The sequence below is a fragment of the Arthrobacter sp. PM3 genome, from assembly GCF_003352915.1.
Classification (GTDB): domain Bacteria; phylum Actinomycetota; class Actinomycetes; order Actinomycetales; family Micrococcaceae; genus Arthrobacter.
Genome location: NZ_CP022314.1, coordinates 988,460 through 1,007,554, shown reverse-complemented (window position 1 = coordinate 1,007,554; position 19,095 = coordinate 988,460). Strand labels below are relative to the sequence as shown.

Genomic DNA, 19,095 nt, shown 5'->3' with positions numbered 1-19,095 from the left:
CGGGTGGACGCGATGAGGACGATCGGGGGCAGGCGCCGGCTGCGGGAGCGTCGATTGGAGGTGGAGCATGAGCGAACCGCGCAAACTCGAAGTGCTGCGCGCCATCGTGGAGGACTATGTCCATTCCCGCGAGCCTGTCGGGTCCAAGGCGCTGGTGGAGCGCCACCACCTGGGCGTGTCCAGCGCCACGATCCGCAATGACATGGCGGCGCTGGAAGATGAGGGACTCATCACGGCACCGCACACCAGCGCCGGTCGGATCCCCACGGACAAGGGCTACCGGCTGTTTGTCGACCGGATCTCGGCCGTCAAACCGTTGTCCCCGGCCGAGCGCCGGGCCATTCAGGCGCTGCTGGAAGGATCCCAGGACCTCGATGACGTCCTGGACCGGACCGTGCGGCTGCTGGCCCAGCTGACCAACCAGGTCGCCGTCGTGCAGTATCCGCTGCTGAGCCGCGCCAGGGTCCGGCACATAGAGTTCGTGCTGCTGGCACCCCGGAAAGTGCTGACGGTGCTGATTGCGGACACCGGCAAAGTGGAGCAGCGCGTGGTCGACGTCGGACAGGAGATCGCCGATGACGCGCTGGCCGAGCTGCGCACCGCGTTCCTGGCCGGCCTCTCCGGAACCCCGCTGAGCCTGATGCCGCAACTGCTGCCCGCCGTCGTCGCCGGCGCCGCTCCGGCGCGCCGCGGAGCTGCCCACGCCCTGGCCCATGGCCTGGAGGCACTGGCGACCAGCAGCCGTGAGGAGCGGATGGTCATGGCCGGCACGGCCAACCTGGCCAGATCCAATGTGGACTTCCCGCTCAGCATCGGCCCCGTGCTGGAGGCCCTCGAGGAACAGGTGGTCATGCTCCGCCTGCTCAGCGAGATGGCTGAAGACCCCCGCGGTGTCACGGTCAGCATCGGCCGCGAAAATCCCTACGACGGGCTCGCCGAAGCCTCGGTGGTGGCCACCGCCTACGGGCCGGACGCCACGGCCAAGGTCGGCGTCCTGGGGCCAACCCGGATGGACTATCCCACCACCATGGCAGCCGTCCGAGCGGTGGCCCGCTACCTTTCCAGGATCCTGGGGCCCTGACAGGCCCGGGACCGTCGCGACTTCTTGCCCGCAGGCAATGCCCACAGGCAGTACAACAAGGAAGAGATACACACTTTGAGCAGCCACTACGACGTTCTTGGAGTCTCCCGCGAAGCAACGGGGGAAGAAATCAAGAAGGCCTACCGGAAACTTGCCCGGACCCTGCACCCGGACGTCAACCCGGGGGAGGACGCCGCGGACCGGTTCAAGGCCGTCACGCACGCCTATGAGGTCCTCTCCGACCCGCAGAAGCGCCGGGTCTATGACACCACGGGCAACGAAAACGGCACCGACAACGGCTTCGGCGGCGGTTCCTACTCCGGCCAGGGCTTCGCGTTCCAGGACATCTTCGAGACCTTCTTTGGCGGCGGCGGCGGGGGCCAGGGCGGCCCGGCGTCCCGGATGCGCCGCGGCCAGGACGCACTGATCAGCGTGCGGATCGACCTCCGCGACGCCGTGTTCGGGGTCAATAAGAAGCTCGAGGTCGACACGGCCGTCATCTGCCCCACGTGCGAGGGCTCGTGCTGCCGCGAGGGCACCCACCCGGTCCGCTGCGACATCTGTGGCGGCAGCGGCCAGGTCCAGCGCGCCATGCGGTCCATCCTGGGCCAGGTCATGACCTCCGCGCCCTGCGGTTCCTGCGAGGGCTTCGGCACCGTCATCAAGGATCCCTGCAACGAGTGCAGCGGCCAGGGCCGGATCCGCAGCCGCCGTTCCCTGACTGTCAAGGTCCCCGCCGGTGTCGCCACAGGCACCCGCATCCAGCTGTCCGGCCAGGGCGAGGCCGGACCCGCCGGCGGCCCGGCCGGCGACCTGTACGTGGAGATCCGGGTCAACAACGACCCCACCTTTGTCCGCGACGGTGATGACCTGCACGCGAGCCTGAACATTCCCATGACGTCTGCGGCACTCGGCGCGGAACTGAAGCTGGACAGCTTTGACGGGCCCCAGGAAATCGATGTCAAGCCGGGCACCCAGCCGGGCGAGGTCATCACCCTGCGCGGCCTCGGCGTCACCCACCTCCGCGGCCACGGCCGCGGCGACCTGAAAGTCCACCTGCAGGTGGAAACCCCGGACAAGCTCGACGCCCACCAGGAAGACCTTCTCCGGCAGCTCGCCAAGGCACGCGGCGAACACAACCACCCGGGAAAGCTCGCCGCCAGCCACGGACTTTTCGCCAAACTCCGCGACCGGCTCGGTAGCCTGTAGCGGTGAGCAACCCGGTCTTCTTCACCGCCCCCGGCACACTGGACCAGCAGGTCCCCGGCTCGGTTTTTGTCCTCGAGGGGGCGGAAGCCCGGCACGCCGTCACCGTCAAGCGGCTTGCCGTCGGGGAAGCCGTGGACATCGCTGACGGCGCCGGCAAGCGGCTGACCGGGACGGTGACCGCCGTCGAGCCCGCCGAGCTGAGCGTCGAATGCCTGGACCTGGCCGAGGAGCCGCGGCCCGCCGTTCGGTTGGTCCTCGTCCAGGCCCTGGCCAAGGGAGACCGTGACGAACTCGCGGCCGAGACAGCCACCGAACTGGGCATCGACGCCGTCATTCCCTGGCAGGCCGAGCGGTCCATTGTGCGGTGGAAGGCCGAGCGGGCCGCGAAAGCGCACGCCAAGTGGCAGTCAGTGGTGACGGCGGCGGCGAAGCAGGCCCGCCGCGCCTGGATTCCGGAGGTCCGTTCCGCCGTCGACGGCGCCGGGCTCCAGGCGGCCGTGGCGGCCGCGGACCTCGCGGTCATCCTGCACGAAGACGCCGTCCGACCGCTGCGCCGTGTGCTGGAAGACTGGCTGGACAGTGAGTCCGGGCCGGGGCGTGCTGACGACGGCGGCATCGCGGCCGGCGACGCCGGTTCCCGCGAGGTGCTCCTGATCGTGGGCCCGGAAGGCGGCATCAGCCCCCGTGAGGTCACCAGGCTCTGCGACGCGGGGGCGGTCACAGCCCTTCTGGGACACCATGTGCTGCGGTCGTCGACGGCCGGTCCCGCCGCCGTCGTCGTGGCCAGCGACATCCTGGGACGCTGGTAGCCGGCAACCTGCCTGTTTGGCCGTGACTGCCTGTACGGTCCTGACTACTTGACCGTGAACCCGCGCGTATCGGCGAAGACTTCCTTGCCGCTGTCCGCAGGGTCCACCTGGGAGACCCGGACTTCGTATCGGCCCGGCCCCAGGTTCGCGGAGAACGAGTAGAGTCCGGACTGCGTGGAGTCGGCCGAGGCCGTCGCGTTGCCGTTGAGGTAGGCGGTCTTGGCGTTGTCGCCGTCGACCTTGAGGATCTCCCAGCGCAGCTTCCCGCCCTGGACTGTGCTCCGGCCGCTGATCTTGACCGCCCCGTCCGTCACGGTGGTGCCTTCCTGCGGATCGATGATCCAGACGGGGGCGACCATTCCGGCGCTGCGGGACGTCGGCGCCCCCAGCCGGACGTGGTTGAAGGCGACATAGTCCGTGTGCCCGTCGACCAGCACCACCACCTGGACTTGCTGTCCGGAATCGATCAGGCCGGCGCTGGCTGCGGCCGCCGTCGCCGTGTAGACGAGTTGCTGGATGGCCCGCTCGGCCATGCCCGCGTCCACGTTGCTGTTGAAGGCGTCCGCGGAGACATCAACCGTGATGACGTTCTTGCCGGAGATCGACGTCGAAAGCTTCTTCGGGTTCTGCCACGGCGTGAAAAAATCCGGGTCGAGGGGTTTTTGGGACATCATCACCCGCAGGGCGCGGGTGACCGGGTTGTCCTGGTCCGGCACATCCCGGAACTCGCGGTAGAGGAACGCGTTGTCGTTGCTGCGGCCGATCCAGTACACGGGAGCCTTGTTGGAGGTCTGCGCGGTCTCGAGCGGGGCGCTGGGGGTGGGGGCGCCCGACGCTGAGGCCGGGATGAGCTCGGACGGGCTGCTGGAGGTCGTGACGCCGTCCTGCGGCGTCGCCACGCAGCCGGAGAGCAGCAGGGACGCGGGCAGCACAAGTCCCAGCCAGGCGCGGCGGAGTCGCCTCACTGCTGACTGCTGAGCTCCACGCTGCCTGATGCTGCCGCCCCTTCATGTGCACGCTGCTCTCCGCAGCGATGATCGGTGTGTGGCCGCCATGGCCCGCTGGCCGCCCGCCTGCGCCTGCCGGGAGACCGGACCGGCGGCCCGCGGGAGAGCCGAATTCCAGCATGGCACACCGGCCCGGCCCGCAAGCCTGGTTTGGGGCCGGTCGGCGGAACTGCAACGGGAACGATATGAGGCCGATGCGAAGTTGATACATAATTTCGGGAACCGCGCCGTATCGGTCAGCGGGAACGCCTTGCGAGGATGAACGCTTGCGCCTGAGTTTCCACCGGGCGCGGCTCCCTGGTGAGTTGCGCCGTAATCGTCATGCCGTGGCGGGTGAGAAGATCGGCCGTGTCGGCCGGGTCGTGCAGATACGAGGTGAGAGTGACTTCGTGGCCGTAAGCGCGCGTGGCCGTCCGGTGCCCACCGCCGGCATGAAAGCCCAGGAGGACATTGCCGCCGGGCCGGGTCACGCGGGCAAGCTCGTTGATGATGCGTGGCAGCAGTTGGGGCAGGGTGTGTTGTAAGTGTCGCGGACGGATCCGGCTGCGCCCGACGTCGGCCGCGTCGACTCACCGCTGCACGAGCGCATGTGCCCAGGCCTCCTGATTGTGCGCAACATATTCAGCGGCGGTACGCCAGTGATCACCGTGTCCGTTGAGGTACATCGCCGCCCACGGCTGGAAACCGGTTTCGTTCGAGGACTTCAGGAGATTGAACATCGCTGTTGCTCTTTTCGCCATCGCGGCCGGCAGCGCCTTCCGGAGCGAGTCATCGGCTGCATACCCGTCGGCAAAGGCCCCCAGCCTTATGGCAGCCTCCGCCACCGGTTGTCCGTGGACCAGTTGACCGAAGGACTGTGCGGCGTAGGCAAGATCCCACAGCCGCGTGCTGGGGCCCGCGCCGTCCCAATCGATGAAGACCCAGCGCTCTCCCATGATGAGATTCCACGGGGCGAGATCGTTGTGACACATCAAGTCTGGATTCTCCGCAGGCAGCAGCATTTTCCAGCCGCCGGGATTGGCAATGACAGTTGCTTCGCTCGCATCATGGATTTCCCGGATCATCCGGCCGACGCGGCGCAGGTCGTCGTTCCCGAGCGGCGACTGATCCATCGCGAGTGTGCCCTCGACGTACTCGACCACGCTTCGCCCATCCTCGTCCCGCCCCAGGGGGCGGGGTACGTCCAATCCGGACGACCGGAGCGCGCCGAGATAACTTTGGACGGCGGCAGTGTTCTCCAACCAGGGCTTACGGACGGTGCGGCCAACGCGCACAACTTTCCCGGAGGCATTACCGCCTGTGAGTTCCGGCTCGTCCCCAACCATCCGAGCAGGCTACAGGGGCAAGCGCGCCGGGCAAGGCCCGTGCCGCCACGAGGACGACGGCTGTCACTGCGGCGGGCGCCGCCGGATCCCGACCGGCGTCGGGTGTCCTTCGCTGGCGTAAGATGGAGGGATCCGGTGACCCGGGCCGCGGACGGTGCGAACCGCCGCCGGCGGGGGTACCCGGGGGACTGACCATATTCATACTGGAGGGGACCAGAGGCCCGCGGGCCAACACCATGACTGAAGCAGCGAACGGCAAGGCCCGGTTCAGCGCCGGAGAGCGCACCGCAGGGGAATTTCCCCACTCCCTACCAGGGCTGCGGACGGAGGTGGTCTTGTTTGACGACTCAGAGCAGATGGTCCAGTCGCTGGGCAGCCACGACGAAGCCCTCCGGTTCATCGAAAACCAGTTCCCGTCCGTTGACTTCCATGTCCGGGGCAACGAACTCGCGATCAGCGGCCCTGCCGCCGACGTGCCGCGCATCATGCGCCTGCTCAACGAGGTCCGCGGGCTGGTGGCCCGGGGTACCGTCATTACCCCGGCCGTCCTGCAACAGCTCGTCTCCATGCTGCGGAGCCAGTCCCTGCAGAACCCGGTGGAGGTGCTGACGACCAACATCCTGTCCACCCGCGGGAAGACCATCCGGCCCAAGACCCTGAACCAGAAGAACTATGTGGACGCGATCGACGCCAACACGGTGATCTTCGGGATCGGGCCGGCCGGTACCGGCAAGACGTACCTGGCCATGGCCAAAGCCGTCCAGGCCCTGCAGCAGAAGGAAGTCAGCCGCATCATCCTGACCCGCCCCGCCGTTGAGGCGGGCGAGCGGCTCGGGTTCCTGCCGGGAACCCTGAGCGACAAGATCGACCCCTACCTGCGGCCGCTGTACGACGCGCTGCACGACATGATGGACCCCGAATCCATCCCGCGCCTCATGGCCGCCGGCACCATCGAGGTGGCGCCGCTGGCCTACATGCGCGGCCGCACGCTCAACGACGCCTTCATCATCCTCGACGAGGCCCAGAACACCACGCCGGAACAGATGAAGATGTTCCTGACCCGGCTCGGCTTCGGCTCCAAGATGGTGGTCACCGGTGACGTCACCCAGGTGGACCTTCCCTTCGGCACCCGCTCGGGGCTGAGGATCGTCGAGGAGATCCTGCAGGGAATCGAGGACGTCAACTTCTCGGTGCTGGACGCTTCCGACGTCGTCCGGCACCGCCTGGTGGGAGACATCGTCAACGCGTACAGCATCTGGGACGAAGTACAGAGAAACCGGGTCAAGAACTCCGTTGCCCGGGAAACGCGGGGAGAACACGCATGAGCATCGAGGTCAACAACGAATCCGGCGTGGCCGTGGACGAGTCCGAGCTCGTGGCACTCTCACGCTTCATCTTCGAACGGCTCTACATCCACCCGCAGGCGGAACTGTCCATCCTGCTCGTGGACGAACCCGCCATGGAGAAGCTCCACATCGAGCTCATGGACGAGCCCGGCTCCACCGACGTCCTGTCTGTGCCGATGGACGAACTGACCCCGGGCACACCGGACAAGCCCACGCCGCAGGGCATGCTGGGCGATATCGCCATCTGCCCCCAGGTGGCCGAGGTCCAGGCCCGGAACGCCGGCCACTCCACCCAGGACGAGATGCTGCTGCTGACCACGCACGGCATCCTGCACCTGCTGGGTTATGACCACGCCGAGCCGGAGGAGAAAGAAGAAATGTTCGGGCTGCAGCGCGAACTGCTCTCCGCCTTCACCGGCAAGGCGGCCCCGTCAGAGACGATTCAGTGACCCCACTGATCCTCGCCGGCATGGCGCTGGTGTTCCTCAGTTTTGCCGCGGTGTTGACCGCCGCCGAATCCGCCTTCAGCTTCCTGCCGCGGCACGACGCCGAACAGGCGGTCCTGCACAGCCGGGGCACCTCGCTTAAACGGATCCTGGCGCAGCCCGTGGGGCACATGCGGGCACTGCGGTTCTGGCGTGTCTGGTTCGAGATGGCCGCCGCCGTCGCCGTCACCGCGCTCGTGCACAGCATGCTGGAGAACATCTGGCTCGCCGGGCTGGCCGCCACGGGCATCATGGCCGTGCTTGGCTTCGTGATCGTCGGGGTGTCCCCGCGCCAGTTCGGCCGGGTGCATTCCGCCGCGCTGGTCCGGTTCAGCGCCCCGCTCGTCCGGTCCCTGTACGCCGTGCTGGGACCGATCCCGGGCTGGCTGGTGCGGCTCGGCAGCGCCGTGGCCCCCGGCGCGCCGGCCGATAATGAGGCGTTCTTCAGCGAGGAGGAGTTCCGCGAACTCGTGGACCGGGCCACCGAATCCGACGTCATCGAGGACAACGAGGCCGAGCTCATCCAGTCGGTCTTCGACTTCGGTGACACCCTGGTCCGCTCGGTCATGGTCCCGCGCACGGACATCCTCACCATCGACTCAGGTTCCAGCCTGCGCCGGGCGATGTCGCTGTTCCTGCGCTCCGGGTATTCGCGGATCCCGGTCATTGGCGAAAACACCGACCAGATCCTGGGCATCGTCTACCTCAAGGACGTCGCCGCCGCGATCCACAACCTCGGCCCCGGCGAGGAACCGCCCGTGGTGGACGAACTCGCCCGCGAGGTCCGCTACGTGCCGGACTCCAAGCCCGTCAGTGACCTGCTCCGGGAACTCCAGAAGGAGTCCACCCACGTCGCGATCGTGATCGACGAATACGGCGGAACCGCCGGTCTGGTCACGTTGGAGGACCTCATCGAGGAGATCGTCGGCGAGATCGTCGACGAATACGACACCGAAAGCGCCGAGGCCGTCGCACTCGGGGACGGCAGCTACCGGGTCAGCGCGCGCATGAGCATCGATGATCTCGGCGAGCTCTTCGACTTGGAGCTCGACGACGACGAAGTGGACACCGTGGGCGGCCTGCTCGCCAAAGCGCTCGGGCGCGTGCCGATCGTCGGCAGCACCGTGGAAGTCCACGGGCTGTCCCTCCGGGCCGACCGGCTCGAGGGCCGGCGCAACCGCGTCAGCCACATCATTGCGGCCGCCGTACCAAAAGAAGAAACTGACCTTGACGACCTTCTCGACGAGGCCGCACCAATCCAGCAGGGAGTCTCACGTGAGCAAGCAGAATAAGTCCGACGGCGCAGCAGCCCCCGGCGGCTACCGCGCCGGATTCTCCGTGCTGGTCGGGCGGCCCAATGCGGGCAAGTCCACCCTCACCAACGCCCTGGTGGGACAGAAGGTCGCAATCACCTCGGCCAAACCGCAGACCACCCGCCACACCATCCGGGGCATCGTGCACCGGGACGACGCCCAGCTGGTCCTCGTGGACACTCCCGGCCTGCACCGCCCGCGCACCCTGCTGGGGAAGCGGCTGAACGAGCTCGTCGCCGACACCCTCGCCGAGGTCGACGCGATCGGCTTCTGCCTGCCGGCCAACGAGAAGATCGGCCCCGGCGACAGGTTCATCGCCGCCCAGCTCGCCGCCGTCGGCAACAAGCCGATCGTCGCGATCGTGACTAAGGCCGACACCGTGGACCGCCAGGCCCTCACCGAACAGCTGCTCGCCGTCGCCGCACTGGGCCGTGAGGTCCTGGGCGGGGAGGGCTGGAAGGACGTGGTGCCGGTCTCCGCCACCGACGGCTTCCAGGTGGACACCGTGGCCGATGTCCTGATCAGCCACATGCCCTCGTCCCCGCCGCTGTACCCGGACGGCCACCTGACTGACGAGCCGGAAGCGGTGATGATCGCCGAACTCATCCGCGAGGCTGCCCTCGAGGGCGTCCGCGACGAGTTGCCGCACTCCCTGGCAGTGGTTGTCGAGGAAATCGTGCCGCGCGAGGACCGGCCCGAAGACCGGCCGTTCCTGGACGTCCGCGTCAACCTGTACGTGGAACGCCCGTCCCAGAAGGCCATCATCATCGGCAAGGGCGGCGCCCGGCTCCGCGAGGTCGGGACCAACGCGCGCAAGGGGATCGAGGCACTGCTTGGCGCCCGCATCTACCTGGACCTGCACGTCAAGGTCGCCAAGGACTGGCAGCGGGATCCGAAGCAGCTCGTCAAACTGGGGTTCTGAGCCGGCCCCGCCGCTCCCAAGCGGCACCCCATCGGCGTTTTCACAGATTCGGCCACTAAAATAGGGAGACTGCCCATTTGTGAAGGAAGGCTCCACCTGTGGTTCGACCCCGTGATAACCGCGCCGACGGCACCCCGCCGGCCCGGTCAGCCTCTGCTGCCCGGCACACGGACAACCCGGCCGTCGGCCCGGCCCGCCACCTGGGTGCTGCCCGGCGGACCCCCACCTGGCTGAAAATCACCACGGGTGTGATTGCCGTCCTGCTGGTCGGCGTGATCGCGTTCGGCGCCTACTGGGTCATCCGGCTGCAGGGCAACATCACCAAAGCCCCGCTCAGCGCCGGCAACGGCAAGACCGAGGCCTCCGTGAACGATTCCACGGACCGGATGCAGATCCTGATCCTCGGCTCCGACACGCGCGACGGCAAGAACTCGCAGTACGGCACCGTTGACGACTCCACCGGCTATGGCCATTCGGACGTCATGATGCTCATGGACATCTCCGCCGACAATAAGCGCGTCAACGTGGTCAGCTTCCCCCGTGACCTGCTCGTCGACATTCCCAAGTGCAAGGACCCGAAGACCGGCAAGGAATACCCGGCCCAGTCCGGCGTCATGATCAACTCGGCGATGTCCGAGGCCGGCATCGGCTGCGCCGTGGACACCGTCAACAAGCTCACCGGCCTGGAGATCGACCACTTCATGATGGCCGACTTCAACGCCGTCAAGGAACTCTCCAACGCCGTCGGCGGTGTGGAGGTCTGTGTCAGCGACGCCGTCTACGACCCCGACTCGAAGCTGCGCCTGCCCAAGGGCACGTCCACCGTCCAGGGCGAGCAGGCCCTCTCCTTCGTCCGGACGCGGCACGCTTTCGGCGACGGCGGCGACCTTGGCCGCATCAAGGCCCAGCAGGGCTTCCTGTCCTCCCTCACCCGGAAGATCAAGAGCGACGGCACCTTCACCAACCCGGCCCGGATGCTCAGCATCGCCGATGCGATCACCAAGAACCTGACTATCGACGACGGACTGGCGTCCGTGCCGACACTGCTGACCGTGGGCAACCGGCTCAAGAACATCGACGTCGGCAAGGTCGCCTTCGTCGCCACGCCCACCGTCCCGGCCGAATCGGACCCCAACCGGCTGCAGCTGGCCGAGCCCGCGGCGTCCCAGCTCTTCGCCGCCATGCGCAACGACGTCGACCTGACGGACCCCACCGCGACCCCCAGTGCGTCCGCGTCGGCCAGTGCGGCGCCGACCCCCGCCCCCACCGCGCCGGCCTACGACAAGACCCTGCAGCCGGTCACGGTGGCCAACGGCTCCGGCGTGCCGGCCAGGACCCAGGAGATCATGCAGGCGATCCAGGGTGCCGGCTTCACCCAGGTGGGGCAGCTGACCGCCAGGACGGTCGCCAAGACGGCCGTGTACTACGGCGCGGACTATGCCGACGTGGCCGCGGACGTCGCGGCCCTGCTCGGCGTCACCCCGGACCGGGTGCTTCCGGCGGCCGGGGTCGCCGGTGTCCAGGTCTACCTGGGCAGCGACTTCGCCAACGGGGCACCGACAGCCGCCGCCACGCCGCCGCTTCCGGACAACATCGTCAACCAGACGGCCGGTGACACCGTCTGCCAGCAGGCGAACCCGGCGCTGATCACTCGATAGGCAGCAGCGCCGCTGTTTAGGTGCGCTGGATTCGGTGCGCTAGAACAGGGTGGTCCCGGTCAGTTCGGCGAGCCTGTCGGTGAGCCTGTCCTGGAAGGCCGTGTCCGTGACCTGCGGGGCAGGCGTCCGCTGCCGGCGGTGGTGCCAGTATTTGCCGGAGACCAGGGCGGCAGGCTCGTTGCTCACGGCGAGCCAACTCTGCGTGTCCTGGCCCAGGGCGAGGTCATCGGGCGCGCCGGGGCCGCCCATCCTGGTGGGCACCCAGCCGGGATCCACGGAGTTGCTGAGCACGGTGGGCCAGTGGCGGGCAACCGATGCAGCCAGGGCCGAGACGTAGAGCTTGCTCTCGGAGTAGGCGGCGTTGGCGTTCCAGCGACGCTCCGTCCAGTCGATGTCCCGGAGGCTGGTGCCGGCCCCATGGTGCATGCCGCTGCTGATATAGACCAGGCGGCCGGGCCGCTGGATCAGCGCGGTAAGCAGGTACGGCGCGAGCACATTGACTGCCAGGGTGCGGCAGTGTCCGTCCGGGCCGGCGACGCGCCCCGGTGAAAGGTAGACGCCGGCGTTATGGATCACGGCGTCCATCCGTCCGTAGGCGTTGACCTGCCCGGCGAGGTCCCGGGTTTCGGCGTCGCTGTTGAGGTCACCAATGACGATCCCTTCCGCCCGGGAAGCGATGCCGTCGAGGGCGGACGCACGTTGCCGGGAGCGGGCGTGCAGCAGGACTTCGTGCCCTTCGTTCAGAAGCGTCCGGGCGGCGGCGAGGCCCAGACCGTCGGTCGAACCGGTGATGAAGATGCGGCCCAGGGGATGGTCCTTTCCTGATTTCGGTGCAAGATCCGTGGTTCTGCTGCATCCCGCGATTCGCCGGGGCCGGTCAGTTGCCGTCCGGCGCGGGCGGGGCCATCGGGGATCCGGTGCCCGGATCCTGCGCCGCATTGCGGGGCGGCCGGAGAGCGGCGACGCCGTCCCTGACGAGTCTGAGGTAGGAGTCGTCGCTATACAGCCCGTGGGTGTATAGCTCCAGGGCCGGCAGGGCCAGGCGGAGCAGCATCTGCTCCTGGGAAGCCGGCAATCCGAGGGTGCGTTCGATGTGCGGAGCCATGATCACCAAGCCCACCACGTTGGTGGCTGTCAGGACGGCCAGGGCGCGCGGATCGTCGGAGGCGCGCATTGTGCCGTCCCTCATGCCGGCCCTGATGATCCGCTCGCTCTCGTCGACCAGGACATCAATGAACCGGGCCGCGGCGGGCGTGTTCTCGGCCACGACCCGTCCAAGGTAGTTGATCTGCGCCTGGTATGTGCCCGGATCAGCCTGATAGGAACGCATGACCTCGCCCATGCCCTCCAGCGTTGCCTTTCTATGGGCCCACCCCACCAATGCCTGGAGCACGTAGTCGTCGCACACCTGGCGCAGTCCGTCTTCGTCGCCGAAGAGGGCTGCGATGTCATCGGTGGTGACGCCTGCGTCGTGAGCGATCCGGTCCATCCCGGGTTTGCCGAACCCGACCGCCGCGAAATGCGCGACGGCGGCGTCGCGGACGCGCGCCCTCGCGCCGTCCTCCTGTTGACCGTCCACCATGGCGACCTTCCCTTCACCGGCTCCTTCATGTCCACGTCCAGTGAATTCGCTCGCCCGGCAGGGCGACAGAGAACAAAGCCCCGAATGGTGATGGGGCAGCCGTGCGGAGTTCGGGCGCCGGCGGCCGGCACTACCAGATGCTGACGCGCTCCTGCGGCGGCATCCACATGCCGTCCTGCTCCGTGACGCCGAACGCCTCATGGAAGGCGTCGAGGTTCTTGGCGATTTCGTTGGTGCGGAACTCATTGGGGGAGTGCGGGTCCGTCGCGAGCCGGCGGATGGCTTCCTCGGTGCGGATCACCTGCCGCCACCCGGCCGCCCACGAGGCGAAGAACCTCTGGAAGCCCGTCATCCCGTCGAGCACGGGCGGTTCCTGCCCGTCAAGGCTGATCAGGTACGCCTTGTAGGCAATCGTGAGGCCGCCGAGGTCGCCGATGTTCTCGCCCAGCGTCAGCTTGCCGTTGACGTTGTGGCCGGGGGCGGCCGAGGGGGAGAGGGCGTCGAACTGCGCCACCAGCCTGGAGGTCAGGGCCTCAAACGCGGTGCGGTCATCCTGGGTCCACCAGTTCCGCAGCAGGCCGCTGCCGTCGTACTGCGAGCCCTGGTCATCGAAGCCGTGGCCGATTTCATGGCCGATCACGGCGCCGATGCCGCCGTAGTTGACGGCGTCGTCGGCGTCGGCAGCGAAGAACGGCGGCTGCAGGATGGCGGCGGGAAACACGATCTCGTTGAGCAGCGGGTGGTAGTAGGCGTTGACCGTCTGGGGGGTCATCAGCCACTTCTCCCGGTCCACGGGCTTGCCGACCTCATCAAGGTGACGGTCGACGTCGGCGCTGTGGGCGCGCTCGACGTTCCCCAGCAGGTCGGCCGGGTCAATGTCGACGGCGGAGTAGTCGATCCACTTGTCCGGGTAGCCGATCTTGGCGCGAAACGCATCCAGTTTCTTGAGTGCCTCAAGCTTGGTTTCCTCGCCCATCCAGTCCAGGCCCGTGATGGACTCCCGGTACGCTTCAATCAGGTTGGCCACAAGGGTCTGCATCCGCGCCTTGTGGCCTTCCGGGAAGTGCCGCGCCACGTAGATCTGGCCGACGGCCTCACCGAGGGCGGCCTCGACCGCCGCGACGCCGCGCTTCCAGCGGTCCTTGATCCGCGGGGTCCCGCTCAGGGCGGTGCCATAGAAGGCGAAATTGGCGTCCACGAATGCGGAAGACAAATAGGGTGCGGCCGAGCTGACGACGCGCATGGCGAGCCATTCCTGCCAGGTTGCCAGCGGTTCGGTCTCCAGCAGGGCGGCCGCGCCCGAGAAGAAATCGGGGGTGCTCATCACGAGCTCGGTGCGCTTCTCCGGTGCGATGCCGGCGGCATCGAACCAGCCGGCCAGCAGCGGGAACAGCTTTGCAGCCTCCTCGGCGGACTTCAGGTTGTACGTTTTTTGCGGATTCCGCAGGGTCACGTTGTCCCAGTGGTGCGACGCCAGGGCGGTTTCCAGGCCCACCACCCGACCGGCCGCGCCTTCAGGGTCGGCAATCTCCGCCAGGCCCAGCATCGTCCGGACGTGCTCCCGGTAGGCCTGCACCATCGGGGCGAACTTTTCCTCGCGGTAGTACGACTCGTCCGGCAGGCCGAGGCCGCCCTGGCCGGTGTACAGCAGGATCCGGTCCGGGTTGCCGGCGTCCGGTGCCGGGTAGATGTAGAAAAGCCCGGACACGTCGGCGCGGAACAGCCGGCCCGCCAGCAGCACGAGCTCTGCCACCGAGCTGGTGGAGAAAACCTCTGCCAGCCTCGCCCGGAGCGGCTCCAGGCCCTTGGCTTCGGCTGCGGCCTCGTCCATGAAGCTGTTGTAGAGGTCCCCGATCTTCCGCTCGATGCCCGTGGCGTCCTCACCGCGGGCGGCGGCGTGTTCGATGATCTCCTTCACGGCAAGCTCCGAGGCGTCCCGCAGGGCAGTGAATGTGCCCTCCAGCGGGCGGTCGTCCGGGATGACCGTGCTGCTGAGCCAGCCGCCGTTCACGTGCTGGTACAGGTCATCCTGCGGCCGGACGGAGGCGTCAATGATGGAGAGGTCGATTCCCGAAAGCGGCACGGATGCTCCTTTGAGAGGCGGGCGGGCACCCGAGCTGGTGTCGGTGCCGGTCTGCATAGTGGACGATGCGGTGGTCTGGCTCCTTCATCTTACGCACCCGTGTTACTGTGAAAAGGTGCGCGCAGAACTGCTTCTTCTTAGCTGCCGCGGCGAGGCTTCAGACGCTATCTAGCGCAAGGCCCACCCTCGCTGCGGAGTTTGTGTTGCCCGGCCACCCTTTCACCAAGAATCACAGAAAAGGCCCCGATAGTAATGCGAAACGCACAGAAGCCCTCAGGAATGCCGGTTCACCGTTACATCCCGTTCCAGGACCAGATCACCGTTGAACTGCCGGACCGCACCTGGCCGGACAAGGTCATCACCAAGGCCCCGCGCTGGTGCGCCGTGGATCTGCGCGACGGCAACCAGGCCCTCATCGATCCGATGAGCCCGGCCCGTAAGCTGAAGATGTTCGACCTGCTGGTCCGGATGGGCTACAAGGAGATCGAAGTCGGTTTCCCCTCGGCCTCGCAGACCGACTTTGATTTTGTCCGGCAGCTGATCGAGGGCAACCACATCCCCGACGACGTCACCATCCAGGTCCTGACCCAGGCCCGGGAACACCTGATCGAGCGGACCTACGAGTCCCTGGTCGGCGCGAAGCAGGCAATCGTCCACCTCTACAACTCCACCTCCGTCCTGCAGCGCCGCGTCGTCTTCAACCAGGACGAAGACGGCATCCTGGACATCGCCCTCCAGGGCGCCCGGCTGTGCAAGAAGTACGAGGAAACGCTCGTCGACACGCACATCACCTACGAATACTCCCCGGAATCCTTCACCGGAACCGAACTGGGCTACGCCCTGCGCGTCTGCAACGCCATCGCTGACGTCTTCGAGGCCTCGGCCGACCGGCAGGTCATCATCAACCTGCCCGCAACCGTCGAAATGGCCACCCCCAACGTCTACGCCGACTCCATCGAGTGGATGAGCCGGAACCTGCACCCGCGGGAGGGCATCATTCTGTCCCTGCACCCGCACAACGACCGCGGCACCGGCGTCGCCGCCGCCGAGCTCGGTTACCTGGCCGGCGCGGACCGGATCGAGGGCTGCCTCTTCGGCAACGGGGAGCGGACCGGCAACGTGGACCTGGTGACCCTGGGCCTGAACATGTTCGTCCAGGGCATCGATCCCATGATCGATTTCTCCAACATCGACGAAATCCGCCGCACCGTGGAGTACTGCAACCAGCTGCCGGTCGCCGAGCGGGCTCCCTACGGCGGCGACCTCGTCTTTACCGCGTTCTCCGGCTCGCACCAGGACGCCATCAAGAAGGGCCTGGAGGCCCTCGAATCAGATGCCGCCGCCGCGGGCAAGGACGTTGCCGACTACACCTGGCAGGTTCCCTACCTGCCGGTGGACCCGAAGGACCTCGGCCGCAGCTACGAGGCCGTCATCCGGGTCAACTCGCAGTCCGGCAAGGGCGGCGTTGCCTACCTGCTGAAGAACGAGCACAGCCTGGATCTGCCGCGCCGCGCCCAGATCGAATTCTCGGGCGTCATCCAGAAGCGCACGGACACCGTGGGCGGGGAGGTCAGTGGCGCCCAGCTGTGGCAGATCTTCCAGGATGAGTACCTGCCTTCCGGCTCCGCCGACACCCAGTGGGGCCGCTACGCGCTCGGCTCGGTCAGCACCGAGACGGACGAGGACGGGGACATGACCCTGACGGCGGCCCTGAAGATCGACGGCACCCAGGTCCGCAGGACCGGGACTGGAAACGGCCCCATCGCGGCCCTGCTGAGCATCCTGCGCGAAGACGGCGTGGACGTCCGGGTCCTGGACTACAGCGAACACGCACTTTCCGAAGGCGGGAACGCCCTGGCCGCCGCGTATGTCGAATGCGCCGTCGGCGAGCGGGTGCTCTGGGGCGTCGGGATCGATGCCAACACCAGCACCTCGGCCCTCAAAGCCGTGATCTCGGCCGTCAACCGCGCCATCCGGGACGCCCGCGCCTGAGCCTGCCGTTGAACCCGCTGACACCCAACGCGCTGCGCCGCCGGACCCGTCCGGCGGCGCAGCGCTTGCCGGCGCAGTCTTTGCAGAGTCAGTGTTTGCAGGTACAGGGCGCTGCCCTTGCCGCGTTTCCGTGTAGAGAGTGCGAAGATTAGCTGTGGTCCAACAATCGTTCGCAGCGCGCGCCTACCGCGATGACGCCGTCGTACTGCGCACCCACAAGCTGGGCGAGGCCGACCGGATCATCACCCTGCTGACCAAACACCACGGGCAGGTCCGCGCAGTCGCCAAGGGTGTCCGGCGCACCAGTAGCCGGTTCGGCGCCAGGCTGGAACCGTTCATGGTGGCTGATCTCCAACTGATTTCCGGGCGCACCCTGGACGTCGTCACGCAGGCCGTCGCCAAGGGCGCCTATGGCGGCAGCATCGCCGCGGACTACGGCCGGTACACGGTGGCCGCCGCCATGACCGAGACGGCGGAAAAGCTCACCGACGTCGACGGCGAATCCGGCACCGCGCAGTACAACCTGCTCGTTGGTGCGCTGGCGTCGCTGAGCCGGGGCGAGCATGCGCCCGAGCTCATCCTGGATTCCTACCTCCTTCGCGCCCTCGCGACCGGCGGCTGGGCGCCCAGCTTTACCGACTGTGCCCGGTGCGGCGAACCCGGCCCGCACACCGCGTTTTCCGCGCCGCTGGGCGGCATGGTCTGCCCCGAATGCCGGCCGCCGGGATCCCCGGCGCCGGCCCCGGATACCGTGCTGTTGCTGGGCGCCCTGCTCACCGGAGACTGGACGACGGCGGATGCCTCCGGCCCCGTCCACCGCAGGGAAGCGGCCGGCCTGGTGGCCGGCTACCTCCAGTGGCACCTGGAACGAGTCCTGAAATCCCTCAAGCATGTGGAGCGAACGTAGAAGTGGCATTGGGAAGAAGCCTCGGAAGGAACCTGGGAAAGGCTCCGGCAAAGCAGGGCAGTGCACGGCGGCGGACCGCCCCGGTGGTGGCCCCATACCCGCACCCGTCAGGCGCAGTCCCGCCGGCCATCCCCGCGGAGCTGATACCGCGGCACGTGGCGATTGTCATGGACGGAAACGGCCGCTGGGCGAATCAGCGCGGCCTGCCCCGGATTGAAGGGCACAAGGCGGGGGAGCCGGCCCTGCTGGACGTCATGGCCGGAGCGATCGAACTGGGGATCGAGCACGTCAGCGTGTACGCCTTCTCCACCGAGAACTGGCGCCGTTCCCCGGAAGAAGTGCGGTTCCTCATGGGGTTCAACAAGGACGTCCTGGGCCGGCAGCGCAACCAGCTCGACGACTGGGGAGTCCGCATCCGCTGGTCCGGGCGCCGCCCGAAACTCTGGGGCTCGGTGATCCGCGAACTCGAAGAGGCCGAGGACTACACCCGCGGCAACAGCACCTGCACGCTGAACATGTGCGTCAACTACGGCGGACGCGCCGAAATCGCCGACGCCGTCGCCGCGATCGCGGAGGAAGTGGCACAGGGCCGGCTCAAGCCGGGAGCCATCACTGAACGGACCATCCAGAAGTTCCTCGACGAACCGGACCTGCCGGACGTTGACCTGTTCCTGCGCAGCTCCGGAGAACAACGGCTCTCCAACTTCATGCTGTGGCAGTCGGCCTACGCCGAGTTCGTGTTCCTCGATACCCTCTGGCCGGACGTGGACCGGCGGACGCTGTGGGACGCCGTCGAGATCTACGCGCAGCGGGACCGCCGCTACGGGGGAGCGGTCGACGCCGCCCCCGCCGCCGGCAGCCAGGGCACCTGAGCGGAGTGCCGAGCCGGACCACTGCCTAGGGACTGCACCCCGAAAGTTGCACTGGGAAAATCTGTTCTGCCTCCCGGGCAGCAGTTCGGGAACATGACCGGCCTTCTGTCGTTCAGTCCGGCTTCCTTCACCCGCTTCTCCACGGGACATGCCCAGTTTCGGCAGGAAGGACTGGACATAATGCCACTATGTCCAACGGCCAGATTGAACTGGTCCCCGATTGTTGGACTGGTTGGTTACAGCCTAAGCTGCGAGGGTCTGGGCGCGGTATTGGACCGGGCTCAGGCCTTTGAGTTTTGTTGAGATTCTTTCGGTGTTGTACCAGCGGATGTACTCGTTCAGGGCCGCTGCCAGGGCGTCGGTGCTGGGGAACCGGGCATGGTGGAAGAGTTCTTCCTTGAGGTGGCCGAAGAAGTTCTCCATGACCGCGTTGTCGTAGCAGTTGCCTTTGCGGGACATCGATTGGACCGCGCCGGCGTCCTCGAGCAGAACACGCCAGGACAC

18 protein-coding genes are annotated in these 19,095 nt (G+C 67.4%); 12 read left to right on the top strand and 6 right to left on the bottom strand.

Annotation, left to right across the window (positions count from 1 at the left end):
- The first annotated feature begins 67 nt into the window (after window positions 1–67).
- From hrcA to CFN17_RS04695, 3 genes are all read left to right on the top strand, one after another.
- Complete coding sequence (hrcA, locus tag CFN17_RS04705) at window positions 68–1,081, top strand: heat-inducible transcriptional repressor HrcA (RefSeq protein ID WP_208750201.1); 1,014 nt, start codon at window positions 68–70, stop codon at window positions 1,079–1,081.
- A gap of 75 nt (window positions 1,082–1,156) precedes the next feature.
- A complete protein-coding gene (gene dnaJ, locus CFN17_RS04700; RefSeq protein WP_208750200.1) occupies window positions 1,157–2,290 on the top strand; it encodes a molecular chaperone DnaJ in 1,134 nt (377 codons plus the stop codon).
- 2 nt (window positions 2,291–2,292) lie between these two features.
- Window positions 2,293–3,099, top strand: coding sequence for a 16S rRNA (uracil(1498)-N(3))-methyltransferase (locus CFN17_RS04695; RefSeq protein ID WP_208750199.1), 807 nt, complete (start codon window positions 2,293–2,295; stop codon window positions 3,097–3,099).
- A 44-nt stretch (window positions 3,100–3,143) separates the two neighbouring features.
- Here CFN17_RS04695 and CFN17_RS04690 read toward each other — a convergent pair whose 3' ends face one another.
- Window positions 3,144–4,064, bottom strand: a complete 921-nt coding sequence (locus CFN17_RS04690) for a GerMN domain-containing protein (RefSeq protein ID WP_208750198.1) — start codon at window positions 4,062–4,064, stop codon at window positions 3,144–3,146.
- A gap of 308 nt (window positions 4,065–4,372) precedes the next feature.
- Here CFN17_RS04690 and CFN17_RS04685 point away from each other — a divergent pair, with 308 nt between their 5' ends.
- Window positions 4,373–4,630 carry a hypothetical protein gene (locus CFN17_RS04685; protein WP_208750197.1) on the top strand — a complete coding sequence of 86 codons (258 nt, stop codon included), beginning with the start codon at window positions 4,373–4,375 and terminating at the stop codon, window positions 4,628–4,630.
- 45 nt (window positions 4,631–4,675) lie between these two features.
- On the opposite strand, the gene CFN17_RS04680 is transcribed toward CFN17_RS04685, so the two are convergent.
- Window positions 4,676–5,248, bottom strand: a complete 573-nt coding sequence (locus CFN17_RS04680; protein ID WP_315968658.1) for a phosphotransferase — start codon at window positions 5,246–5,248, stop codon at window positions 4,676–4,678.
- Between the two features lie 419 nt (window positions 5,249–5,667).
- Between CFN17_RS04680 and CFN17_RS04675 the strand changes: the two genes are divergently transcribed.
- The 5 genes from CFN17_RS04675 to CFN17_RS04655 all read left to right on the top strand — a co-directional run bounded on the left by CFN17_RS04675 (window position 5,668) and on the right by CFN17_RS04655 (window position 11,155).
- Complete coding sequence (locus CFN17_RS04675; protein WP_208750195.1) at window positions 5,668–6,756, top strand: PhoH family protein; 1,089 nt, start codon at window positions 5,668–5,670, stop codon at window positions 6,754–6,756.
- Window positions 6,753–7,226: an rRNA maturation RNase YbeY gene (ybeY, locus tag CFN17_RS04670; protein ID WP_208750194.1), complete on the top strand. Its 474-nt coding sequence runs from the start codon at window positions 6,753–6,755 to the stop codon at window positions 7,224–7,226. The genes CFN17_RS04675 and ybeY overlap by 4 nt, the downstream gene beginning before the upstream one ends.
- Entirely contained in the window at window positions 7,223–8,554 is a 1,332-nt protein-coding gene (locus CFN17_RS04665; RefSeq protein WP_208750193.1) for a hemolysin family protein, read from the top strand. Before ybeY ends, CFN17_RS04665 begins: the two co-directional genes overlap by 4 nt.
- The gene (gene era / locus CFN17_RS04660) at window positions 8,538–9,497 is read left to right on the top strand and encodes a GTPase Era (RefSeq protein WP_208750192.1); all 960 of its coding nucleotides are present in this window, start codon (window positions 8,538–8,540) and stop codon (window positions 9,495–9,497) included. Before CFN17_RS04665 ends, era begins: the two co-directional genes overlap by 17 nt.
- 98 nt (window positions 9,498–9,595) lie before the next feature.
- Entirely contained in the window at window positions 9,596–11,155 is a 1,560-nt protein-coding gene (locus tag CFN17_RS04655; RefSeq protein ID WP_208750191.1) for an LCP family protein, read from the top strand.
- Window positions 11,156–11,194: 39 nt separating this feature from the next.
- Here the strand turns inward: CFN17_RS04655 and CFN17_RS04650 are convergent, their stop codons facing one another.
- The 3 genes from CFN17_RS04650 to CFN17_RS04640 all read right to left on the bottom strand — a co-directional run bounded on the left by CFN17_RS04650 (window position 11,195) and on the right by CFN17_RS04640 (window position 14,820).
- Window positions 11,195–12,094, bottom strand: a complete 900-nt coding sequence (locus CFN17_RS04650; RefSeq protein ID WP_315968657.1) for an SDR family NAD(P)-dependent oxidoreductase — start codon at window positions 12,092–12,094, stop codon at window positions 11,195–11,197.
- Window positions 12,033–12,737, bottom strand: a complete 705-nt coding sequence (locus CFN17_RS04645) for a TetR/AcrR family transcriptional regulator (protein WP_208750190.1) — start codon at window positions 12,735–12,737, stop codon at window positions 12,033–12,035. The genes CFN17_RS04650 and CFN17_RS04645 overlap by 62 nt, the downstream gene beginning before the upstream one ends.
- A gap of 130 nt (window positions 12,738–12,867) precedes the next feature.
- The gene (locus tag CFN17_RS04640; protein WP_315968656.1) at window positions 12,868–14,820 is read right to left on the bottom strand and encodes a M13 family metallopeptidase; all 1,953 of its coding nucleotides are present in this window, start codon (window positions 14,818–14,820) and stop codon (window positions 12,868–12,870) included.
- Window positions 14,821–15,072: 252 nt separating this feature from the next.
- On the opposite strand from CFN17_RS04640, the gene leuA reads away from it, so the two are divergent.
- The 3 genes from leuA to CFN17_RS04625 all read left to right on the top strand — a co-directional run bounded on the left by leuA (window position 15,073) and on the right by CFN17_RS04625 (window position 18,591).
- Window positions 15,073–16,812, top strand: coding sequence for a 2-isopropylmalate synthase (gene leuA, locus CFN17_RS04635; protein WP_208750188.1), 1,740 nt, complete (start codon window positions 15,073–15,075; stop codon window positions 16,810–16,812).
- 154 nt (window positions 16,813–16,966) lie between these two features.
- A complete protein-coding gene (gene recO / locus CFN17_RS04630; RefSeq protein ID WP_208750187.1) occupies window positions 16,967–17,719 on the top strand; it encodes a DNA repair protein RecO in 753 nt (250 codons plus the stop codon).
- A gap of 8 nt (window positions 17,720–17,727) precedes the next feature.
- Entirely contained in the window at window positions 17,728–18,591 is an 864-nt protein-coding gene (locus CFN17_RS04625) for an isoprenyl transferase (RefSeq protein ID WP_395926220.1), read from the top strand.
- 243 nt (window positions 18,592–18,834) lie between these two features.
- Here CFN17_RS04625 and CFN17_RS04620 read toward each other — a convergent pair.
- A partial coding sequence (locus CFN17_RS04620; protein ID WP_208750186.1) for an IS3 family transposase occupies window positions 18,835–19,095 on the bottom strand: 261 nt, incomplete at its 5' end.

Bases quoted from the DNA above. Each gene is read 5' to 3' on its own strand.
- hrcA (WP_208750201.1), top strand. From the start codon at position 68: ATGAGCGAACCGCGCAAACTCGAAGTGCTGCGCGCCATCGTGGAGGAC.
- CFN17_RS04675 (WP_208750195.1), top strand. From the start codon at position 5,668: ATGACTGAAGCAGCGAACGGCAAGGCCCGGTTCAGCGCCGGAGAGCGC.
- ybeY (WP_208750194.1), top strand. From the start codon at position 6,753: ATGAGCATCGAGGTCAACAACGAATCCGGCGTGGCCGTGGACGAGTCC.
- CFN17_RS04650 (WP_315968657.1), bottom strand. From the start codon at position 12,094: ATGCGGCGCAGGATCCGGGCACCGGATCCCCGATGGCCCCGCCCGCGC.
- CFN17_RS04645 (WP_208750190.1), bottom strand. From the start codon at position 12,737: ATGGTGGACGGTCAACAGGAGGACGGCGCGAGGGCGCGCGTCCGCGAC.
- leuA (WP_208750188.1), top strand. From the start codon at position 15,073: ATGCGAAACGCACAGAAGCCCTCAGGAATGCCGGTTCACCGTTACATC.